This is a genomic window from Pseudomonadota bacterium (assembly GCA_016719885.1).
GTDB lineage: Bacteria > Pseudomonadota > Gammaproteobacteria.
Genome location: JADJYF010000026.1, coordinates 433,929 through 443,701, shown reverse-complemented (window position 1 = coordinate 443,701; position 9,773 = coordinate 433,929). Strand labels below are relative to the sequence as shown.

Genomic DNA, 9,773 nt, shown 5'->3' with positions numbered 1-9,773 from the left:
TGAGTGATGGCACAAATTAACGGCGACGGTTTTGCAAACACGCTGAGCGGCGACATCGACAGCAACATTGACGACACCCTCTATGGTCTGGCCGGCAACGACACCCTCATGGGCTTGACCGGTGACGACCTGCTCGACGGCGGCTCGGGCAATGACTCCCTGGTGGGCGGCAGCGGCAATGACACCTACGTGGTCGACAGTACGGGTGACGTGGTCACCGAGGAACTGGGCGCCGGTGACGACCTGGTGCGCAGCACGGTCAGCTATTCACTGACGGACAACGTCGAGAATCTCACGCTGATGGGCACGGCGCAGCGGGGTACCGGAAACGCGCTTGCCAATAGCATCATCGGCAACGGCAGTGGCAACGTGCTGGACGGCGGCGCCGGCGATGATTTCCTGCAGGGCGGTGCCGGAAATGACACCTACTACGTCGACTCGGCCTTCGATGAAGTCGTCGAGTTGGCCAGCCAGGGTACCGACCAGGTGTACAGCACGGTGTCCTACGCGTTGGCCGACAATATCGAGCGATTGACCTTGCAGGGCGCCGCCCATATCAGTGCCACCGGTAATATCCTCGCCAATAGCCTGACCGGCAACAGCGGCGCCAACCTACTCGATGGCGGCGATGGTAACGACACCCTCGACGGTGGCGCCGGACTCGACACACTGGTGGGTGGCAACGGCAATGACACCTATATCATCGATGACGCGCGCGAAATCGTCGTGACGAGCGCCGATGCCGGCACCGACGCCGTGCGCGCAAGCGTCGATTACACCCTGGGCGCCAACCAGGAAAACCTGACCTTGACCGGCCTCGCCGTGGTTGGCATCGGCAATGGCACTGCGAACGTCATCACTGGTAACACGCTTGCCAATGTCCTTGCCGGCGGCGATGGCAATGACACGCTGAATGGTGGCGCGGGTGTGGATGCACTGGCAGGTGGCAATGGCAACGACATCTATGTCATCGATGATGCACGCGAAATCGATGTGGCGAGCGCCGATGCCGGTACCGACCTGGTCAAGTCAGCGGTCGATTACACGCTCGGCATCAACCAGGAAAACCTCACCCTGGTCGGTTCCGCCGTCAGCGGTACGGGCAACAGCGGCAACAACAGCATCACCGGCAACGCCTTGAACAACGTGCTGAGCAGTGGTGGCGGCAACGATACCCTGAGTGGCGGCCTCGGCGCCGATACCATGACCGGCGGCAGCGGCAACGACACCATGGTAGTCGACAACAGCGGCGATATAGTCGTTGAGATTGCCGGCGGCGGCACTGACACGGTCAAGGCGAGTATTAGCTATACCCTCGGCGCCAACGTCGAAAATCTCACGCTCACCGGCACCCTGGCCATCGACGGCGCCGGCAATCTCGGCAACAACATCATCACCGGCAATGCCGCGGCCAATGTCCTGTACGGCGGTGGCGGCGGGGTGGATGCCTTGATCGGGGGCGCGGGTAACGACACTTACCTCGTCGACGCGGCGAATATCACCCTCACCGAAACGTCTACCGGCGGTATCGATTTGGTCCGCTCGAGCATCAACTTCACCCTCGGTAACTACCTCGAGAACCTGACACTCGAGGGCAGCGCCGGCAGCGGCACCGGCAATGCGATGGCCAACATCATCACCGGCAATGCTGCGGCCAACATGCTCGATGGCAAGGCGGGCGCCGACACCTTGCTCGGAGCCGGTGGCGATGACGTACTGGTATACGACGCCGCCGACACCTTGATCAGTGGTGGCAGCGGCAACGACAGTTTGCGTGTCGCGACGCCATTGACCACGCTGGATTTGACCACGCTTACCAATGTCGGAGGTATCGAACGGCTCGATGTCTCGGGCAGCGGCACCACGGTGCGTGTGTCGTCCGCGGCGATTCGCGCGTTATCGGATTCCGCTTACCTTGCGATAGACGGCGACGTTGGTAGCTCGGTGGCCAGCACCGATACCTGGAATTACCTCGGCACCGTTGGTGACTATGCCCGTTACCAACTCGATGGTGCAACGCTCGATATCGCGCTTGCGGTTGCACGTGACGCCGTGGCTGTCGTCCCGGCCAGCCTGGCGATTGCCTTCAGCTCGGCTGACGTCGTGAGCTTCGCCGAGAATGGCAGCGACGCGGTAATTGATGCCAATGCGCTGCACACCGAGCTGCCATCGCAGCTCCTCACTTACTCGATCAGCGGCGGCGCGGACGCGTCGCTGTTCACCATCGATTCCGCCACCGGGGTGGTGAGGTTTGTTGCCGCGCCGGATTTCGAAGCGCCGCAGGACAGTAATGCCGACAACGTCTACCAGCTGCAGATCATGGCCAGCGACGGCATCGTGTCCAGCGAGCAGAGTCTCGGCATTACTGTCACCGATGCCAACGATGCGCCACTACTGGACAGCAGCGCGACTCCGACGCTGGCTTCCGTCAATGCCGGCTCGGCGGCGCCGAGCGGCGCGGTGGGCACCCTGGTTGCCAGCCTCGTCGATCCTGTCGGCGGCGGTGGCGTGAACAACGTTCTCGACGCGGATGGCACGCCGCTGGGCCTCGCGCTGACGGCCGCGAATGCGAGCAACGGCACGTGGTGGTTCTCGCTCAACAACGGCGGCTCGTGGAGCACGGTCGGTGCGGTGTCGGACACCAGCGCGCTGTTGTTGTCGGCCAGTAGCGCGCGCCTCTACTTCCACCCGAATGCCGGCTTCAGTGGCACCATCGCCAATGCCATCACGTTCCGCGCCTGGGACACCAGCAGCGGCACGGCCGGCGCCAAGGTCACGACCGCCGGCGCCGGCACTGGCACCTCGGCGTTCAGTGCCACCAGTGATACCGCCTCGGAACTGGTGGCGGTCGTGGCGTCAGTGAAGGACACCATTGCCGTCAATACCTTGAATGGCACGGCGGGTCTCAAGCTCAACGGCGTGCGCGGCAGCCTGTCGCCGGGTTTTGCTGACGGGGCGGGCGACTCGGTCGCGGCCGCCGGCGACGTGAACGGCGACGGTCGGGCGGATCTCATCGTGGGCGCGAATGCGGCCGAGCTGCTGACCGACTCGCAGGCGCTCAATCGCGGGCGCGCGTACGTGATCTTCGGCGACACGTCAGCGAACCTCGCGACGCTCGCCAACGGCACCACCGGCTTCAATCTCAACCTGTTGAACGGCACGCAGGGCGCGGCGCTGACGGGCGCGTCGGAGGTGAACGGCGGTTTTTCCTACATGCTGGCGGGCGGTGGCGATCACAACGGAGACGGGTTGGCCGATCTGCTGTCGAGCCAGCAGAACGGCAGCGGCGCGAGCAGCCGCGGCTACGTGGTCTACGGCGACACCGGGACCAACGGCACGGGCGCGGGCAGCTTCGGCAACCTGAACAACCTGGTGGCGTCGCAGCTGGCCGGCAGCAACACCAGCGGCGTCAATGACGTCAACGGCGACGGCATGGACGACGGCGCGGTGTTCGACGGCCTCGACGGCCGCAGCCTCGGCCTCGCGATCGGCAATGCGCGCGATGTCGACAACGACGGCGTCGATGACATCCTGATCGGCAACGCCGAGCGCGACACCGCGCGTGGCACGGACTCCGGTGAGACCTTCCTGGTGTTCGGCAACAGCAGCAGCGGCCTGGATGGCCTGGCGGCACTGGGCGGGGCGAACGGCACCAACGTGCTGTCGTTCCGTGGCCAGGCGGCGGCCGACAACGCGGGCCTCGAAGTGACGGGGATCGGCGACATCGATCACGATGGATTCGACGACTTCCTGATGGGCGCGACCAAGACCGGCACCGACGGCAAGTTCTACGTGGTGCTGGGCGATACGCGCGCGAATCTGGCGACCTTGTCGAGCAGCGTCAACGCCTCGGGCTTCAACACCGCGCTGAACGGCGCCAATGGTTTTCGCAGCATCAACACGCCGTTCGCGGCGGTGGTGAACGCGGACGCGGGCCATCACGTCTCGGCGGTGGGCGACTTCAATGGCGACCTCATTGATGACTTCGTGGTGAGCGTGGACGGGGTGGGCATGGCGCTGGTGGTGTTCGGCAAGAGCACGGGCTTTTCGGCGACGCTGGATCTGACCACGCTCATGACGACCCACGTGGGTGGCTTCGGCATCGCGGCGGGGGTGAACGACGTGGCGGGCGCGGGCGACGTCAATGGCGACGGCCTGGCCGATCTCATCATCGGCAATGCGGCGGCCAACCAGGCGTATATCCTGTTCGGCACGAGCAACGTGGCGCCGATGATCCGGACGGTGGACGCCTACGGGGTCGACCTGGTCGACCTGACGGACAACCTGTCGCTGTCGGGCAGCGAAGTGAATCTGCAGAGCGGCGGTTACCTGCACGGCAAGGGCGTGGTGTTGAACGGCGTGGCGAGCACGAACTTCGGCACCTCGGTGTCGGGGGTGGGAGACTTCAACGGCGACGGCTTCGACGATGTGATGGTGGGTGCGCCGCTGGCGTCGGCGACGACGGCCATCGGCAACCCGGCGGGGGCGGCGTTCGTGGTGTACGGTGCGGACTTCGCGCAGGCGGGGACGGCGGCGGTGAACAGCACGGCGACGGCGGCGAGCCAGGTGTTGCGTGGCGCGGCGGGGGTAGATCACCTGAGCAGCGGTGGCTTTGCGAATGTGGGGATCAGCGCGGGCAACGGCAACGACGTCATCCGCGTGCATGGCAACGAGTTCGGGGTCAATGGCGGTGGCGGTGTGGACATGCTGACGCCGGACACCAACAACCTGTCCTTGAACTTCGATGCGCTGGTGAACAAGAACCTCTACGCCAACATCGAGCAGATCCAGCTGGATGGCTTTGGCACGAACTCGGTGCAGCTGGACTTGCGCGACGTGCTGGACATGAACGGCATCCAGAGCGAGCTGTTGATCACCGGTGACAACGGCGTGGACTCGGTGTTGTCGACGGGGCAGGGCTGGAGCCTGTCGGGGACGACGGTGCGCAACGTGTTCATCGACAGCACCAGCAGCAGTGCCAATCTCACCTTCAACGTCTACAGCCATGCCGGCATGCATGGCAGCCTGCTCGTCGAACAAGATCTCGCGCAGACTATTTCCTGAGCGAGTGCCTCCCTTCTGAAAGTGGCCAGGGCCTGACGGCGATTACAGCCGTCGCGCGCCTCTGGCTGCTTTTTGTACTGGACGAAAACCGCGAACAAAAAAAAGCCCCTGCATTTCTGCAGGGGCCTTTTCCAATCCGAAGATTATTCAGCGCTTGATTCGGCGGCGAGCCGCCGAGTCATCCTTCAGGCCGCGGCCTTCTTGTTCTGACGGCGCACGCCCAGGCCGCCGATCAGGAAGAGGCTGCCGCCCATCAGGGCCAGGGTGCCCGGCTCCGGGGTCTCGAAGAACAGGAACGTGGTGTTCATCTGCGCTTCGAAGTCGCAGGTGCTCGGAACGAGAGCGTTGTTGCAACCGAAGTCGTTCAGCGGGTTGAGGCCCGAGCCGAAGTTCGGCACGATGGTCGGCACGTTCGGGGTGGCGCTGTTGACGTCAGCAAATACCGTCGAGGCGCGGTTGTGGGTGGTGTTGGTGTAGTTCAAACGCAGCGAGTTGACCAACTGCAGGTCGAGCACGCCACCGGTAACGTTGCTCAGCACGTAGCCCGCCGCCTTGAAGGTCAGGTCCACGTTGAGGGTGGCCGAACCCGTGCCCTGAATGGTGTCGAAGGTGGTGCCCCAGCCGCCTGACGGCGCGTCAAGATCGACGACTGGCAGCTCGGTGTCCTGGCTGAAGGACAGCGGCGGCACGACGGTGATGACACCCGACAGGATCAGCACGCCATCCCCGTAACCGGCACCGTTGATCTGGTTGATTTCGGTACCGTTGACACCCGTATCAGCGATGTGCTCGCCGGCGGTGTCTAACCACATCTTGAAGGTGCCCGGCGCCGCCTGCGACATGCTCAGCTTGGTGCCAGCGACGTTGACCGAGGAGGTCATCGGAATGGAATACAGAACCGTCAGTTCGCAAGCCGGGCAGGCCGCGCTGTTGACGCGGATGGCGTTCTGCGCGTAGATGGTGGTGGCGCCCGTACCGGGGTTGCCGCCGCCGCCGAGCAGGGCGCTTTCAGCCAGGAAGTTGCCCAAGCTCGAGCCCAGGCCAGACAGGTTCAGCTGCGTGCCGCCAGAGACACCGTCGATGTCGATGACGAGGTTACCGGCCGAGGCGTTCTGCGCCGCTGCGCCCATCATCAAGGCCGCGCCGATGATGCTGGTTTTCAGGGTCTGGTTCATGAGTCTAGCTCCGTAGTCGTCTGAAGTTTGGTGACAGAACACTCTGCCTTGGCCTGCCTTTAGCAGCGTTCGTGCCAAAAAAATAAACTGCTGGCTTATCAGTCGCTTGGAGATCGCAGGAGCCATTCGGACCTGCGTTAAGCACAGCCCGTGTAAAAAATGCTGACAGGCTCGCGCGCCATGGTTCTCACTTGGCTTGGCCGTGCTTCCCGATGCGCCTTTCGCCAGCCTTGAAAGGCATTAAAAAACATTTAGTTAGTGGCTTTTCCGATGCGGCGCAAAGGCTGTCAAATAATTCAGACAGCGGGCGAAATCCGGGATTTGGTTGCGGAACATACCGGCGTTATCCGCCCCCACCAGACGGTTCGCGTCTTTACGGGCCTGACCACTCCCGCCGCCAACAGTGTCAACCTGCCGCACACGGCATGCCTCGCGCGCGGCACTCGGGGCCGCCATCGCTCACTCACTACCGAAAGCGCCGTGGGCGGCCGCTATTGAAGCAGGCGGGGCGGGTCTCAAACACCCCATGCCTATATGATATGAAGACAATATCAGCACGAAAGGGAGCTGCAATCAGCATGGTCAATCGTTTCCCGCGCGGGGTACTGGCGCTATTCGCTACCAGTCTGTGCATGGTGCTGATGCTGGCCGGCTGTGGGGGCAAGACGCTGTCACCGCAGGACCAGGCCGCCCGCATTCAGAAGCTCTGGCAAGAGGGGCAGGTCTCCGAGGCGCTCATTTCCCTGAAAAACCTGGTGAGGACGCAGCCCGACGACGCCGGCCTGCGTCTGCAGCTGGCCGACATGTACCTGCGGCTCGGCAACCCCGAGGCGGCCAAGGCCGAGATAGAGAAGGGCGCCAAGCTCGGCCTCGACAAGCGCACGGTGGAAATCCTCAATATCCGCCTCGCCGTGCTGCGCAACGAGGCCGATGTGGCGCTGGCCAAGTTCGAAACTGCTCCCGATATTGCTGGTGACCCGGCATTGAAACCCCTGCACGCAGAAATCCTCGGCTTGATGCAGGGCAAACTGGACGCCGCCCAGGCGCTGTACGAAGAAGCCTTGAAAGAACCGAAGCCCGCGGCGGAGGCCTACCAGGGCATGGGCCGTGTGCTGGTCGCACGCGGCGATTTCAAATCCGCGCGCAAATACCTGGACCAGGCCCTCTCGGCGGATGGCTCGGACTGGAATACCTACATGTACGACGCGGACTTACGCGAACGCGAAAAGGACTTCGCGGGCGCCCACAAGTCGCTGGACAAGGCCGCCCAACTCAACCCCTTCGTAATCTTTCCCGCCCTCTCGCAGGTACGCCTGGATTTGAGCGAAGAGAAATTCGACGTGGCCAAGCAGCGCCTTGCGGTGCTGGACAAGCGGGTGGCAAAGAACCCTATCGTCGGTTATTACAAGGCCATCGTCGCTTACGTGTCCGAAGATTGGGCGGCGGCCGAGGACGGCTTTCGACAAACCCTGGCCTCGTCGCCCAACCACGCGCAGTCGCAGCTCTATCTCGCCTACCTCATGTACCGCCGGGGCAACCTCGAGCAGGCGGAGACCTATCTCACGGTTTACCTGCAATCGGCTCCTGATTTCGAACCGGCAAAGAAGCTGCTCGCGTCCATCCAGTTGAAACGCAACAAGGCCGACGAGGCGCTGAAGACCCTCGGTGAACTCGATACCAAGGCCGATTCCGAAATGCTCGGCCTGAAGGCGAGCGCCTATTTCGCGGTGGGCAATTCCGAAGCCGGCCTCGCGAGCCTGCAAACGGCCGCGGCGCGTGCGCCGGAAGACAACAATCTCAAAACCGCGCTCGCCTTCGCCACCGCGCGGCTCGGCAAGGTGGACGATGCAATCAAGATGCTCGAGCCCGACGCGCCTCTGGACAAGCAATTGACCCAGAAGGACACCATGCTGCTGTACCTGTACATGTCCCGCAAGGAATGGGACAAGGTGCTGGAAATGGGCGAAAAGATGCGTGCCGTCAAGGGAGACGATCCGGGCCTGCTCAATGCGCTGGCGAGTGCCTACGTGGGCAAGAAGGACCTGCCCAAGGCCACCGAACTGCTGAAAACCGCGGTCGCGGCCAGCCCCGGCACGCCGACCCTGCTGAGCAATCTGGCGTTGCTGTTGTTTCGCCAGGGCGATGTGACCGGCGGCAGCCAGTATGTCGAGCAATTGCTGAAGATCGACGACAAGGACGCCGCCAATCTTACGCTCGCCGGTACCGCCGCTGATGCCCGCGGAGACGCGGCGGCGGCCATCGACTATTACGAGCGTGTACGAAGCGCCAATCCCACCGCCACCGTCGCGCGTTTGGCCTTGCTTTCCCATTACCTGCCGATGCAGAACTACGCGAAGTGCGTCGAAATCGCCAACGAAACACTCAAGCTGCTGCCAGGCAATCTCGACGCCATGATTGCGCTTGGGCATGGCTTACGCGGTCAGGGCAACCTCGATCTGGCCGAAAAGGTCGCGCGCGACGCAGCGAAAATCGCCCCGAAGTCGCCCAACCCGCACTTTTTGCGCGGCACTATCCTGTATGAAAGAGGCAACCTGGCCGAGGCCGAAAAGGAATTGAGCCTGGCCAGGCAGGGCATGCCCACGTCGCCCGAAGTGGCGGTGGTCCTGGCCCGCACGCTGATACGGAAAGCCCAGCCCAAGGATTTGACCGCCGCCGAAGGCCTGATCGACGAGCTCGCCAAGAATCGAGAGCAGGCCGCCGCTGTCGACGCACTGCGCGGCGACCTCGCGATCGCGCGTGGCGATACCACGGCGGCGGCGGCGTTCTTCGAGAGTGCGGGAAAGAAGGACGGAAGCGATGGCTGGGTGATCAAGCAGGCCGGAGCCTTGATGCGGGCGGGCAAGGCCGACGCGGCCGTGGAGGTCTTGCAGGCACGCGCCGCCCAGTCATCGAAGCCGGTCGAGGTGTTGCTTTACCTCGCGCAGATTCAGAACCAGCTGCAGCGCCCCAAAGAGGCGGCGGCCACCTATGGGAAGGTGCTGAGCGTCGAACCCAAGCAGTTGCTTGCCCTCAACAACCTGGCCTTGCTGGAACTGGATCTGGGCGTGCCGAGTGCGCTTGACCATGCCAAGGCGGCATACGACTTGGCGCCGAAGAATCCTCAGTTGGCCGACACCTACGGTTGGGTGCTGTTCAAGCGCGGCAACAAGGAGCTTGCATTGCAGATTCTCGAGGCAGCGGCGCAGGGCGCCCCCGAAGACAGCGGTGTGCAATTCCATCTTGCCGTCGCGCTGCTCAGCAGCGGCAATCGCAAAGATGCGGCCACCGCGGTGCAGAAAGCGCTCAGGAACCAGGATTTCCCCGAGCGGGCCGCGGCAGAGAAATTGGCCGCCGACCTCAAACGTTGAGGTGCCGGTCGCAGACCGTAGGCGTATCCAGGCAGGGTTGGCTGAACGCGCGTGACGCAAGGCCATGAGCGCGCAGCGAGACCTGATGCGAGCAGTGGGGCACAGATCGCGCCGACCTCTCGATTATTCTGGAGAGCTGCCGATAAGCCCTGGCCGGCGCCCCTGT

Annotated in this window: 3 protein-coding genes; 2 read left to right on the top strand and 1 reads right to left on the bottom strand. The window is 63.5% G+C overall.

Features of this window, described 5'->3' with window-relative positions:
* The first annotated feature begins 6 nt into the window (after window positions 1–6).
* The gene (locus IPM80_22710; protein MBK8961158.1) at window positions 7–5,064 is read left to right on the top strand and encodes an FG-GAP repeat protein; all 5,058 of its coding nucleotides are present in this window, start codon (window positions 7–9) and stop codon (window positions 5,062–5,064) included.
* 185 nt (window positions 5,065–5,249) lie between these two features.
* Here the strand turns inward: IPM80_22710 and IPM80_22705 are convergent, their stop codons facing one another.
* Window positions 5,250–6,239: a PEP-CTERM sorting domain-containing protein gene (locus IPM80_22705; GenBank protein ID MBK8961157.1), complete on the bottom strand. Its 990-nt coding sequence runs from the start codon at window positions 6,237–6,239 to the stop codon at window positions 5,250–5,252.
* 578 nt (window positions 6,240–6,817) lie between these two features.
* Between IPM80_22705 and prsT the strand changes: the two genes are divergently transcribed.
* Window positions 6,818–9,607, top strand: coding sequence for a PEP-CTERM system TPR-repeat protein PrsT (gene prsT, locus IPM80_22700; GenBank protein ID MBK8961156.1), 2,790 nt, complete (start codon window positions 6,818–6,820; stop codon window positions 9,605–9,607).
* Window positions 9,608–9,773: the final 166 nt, after the last annotated feature.

Excerpts from the sequence above, each read along its gene's own strand:
- IPM80_22710 (MBK8961158.1), top strand. The coding sequence starts at position 7 with ATGGCACAAATTAACGGCGACGGTTTTGCAAACACGCTGAGCGGCGAC.
- IPM80_22705 (MBK8961157.1), bottom strand. The coding sequence starts at position 6,239 with ATGAACCAGACCCTGAAAACCAGCATCATCGGCGCGGCCTTGATGATG.
- prsT (MBK8961156.1), top strand. The coding sequence starts at position 6,818 with ATGGTCAATCGTTTCCCGCGCGGGGTACTGGCGCTATTCGCTACCAGT.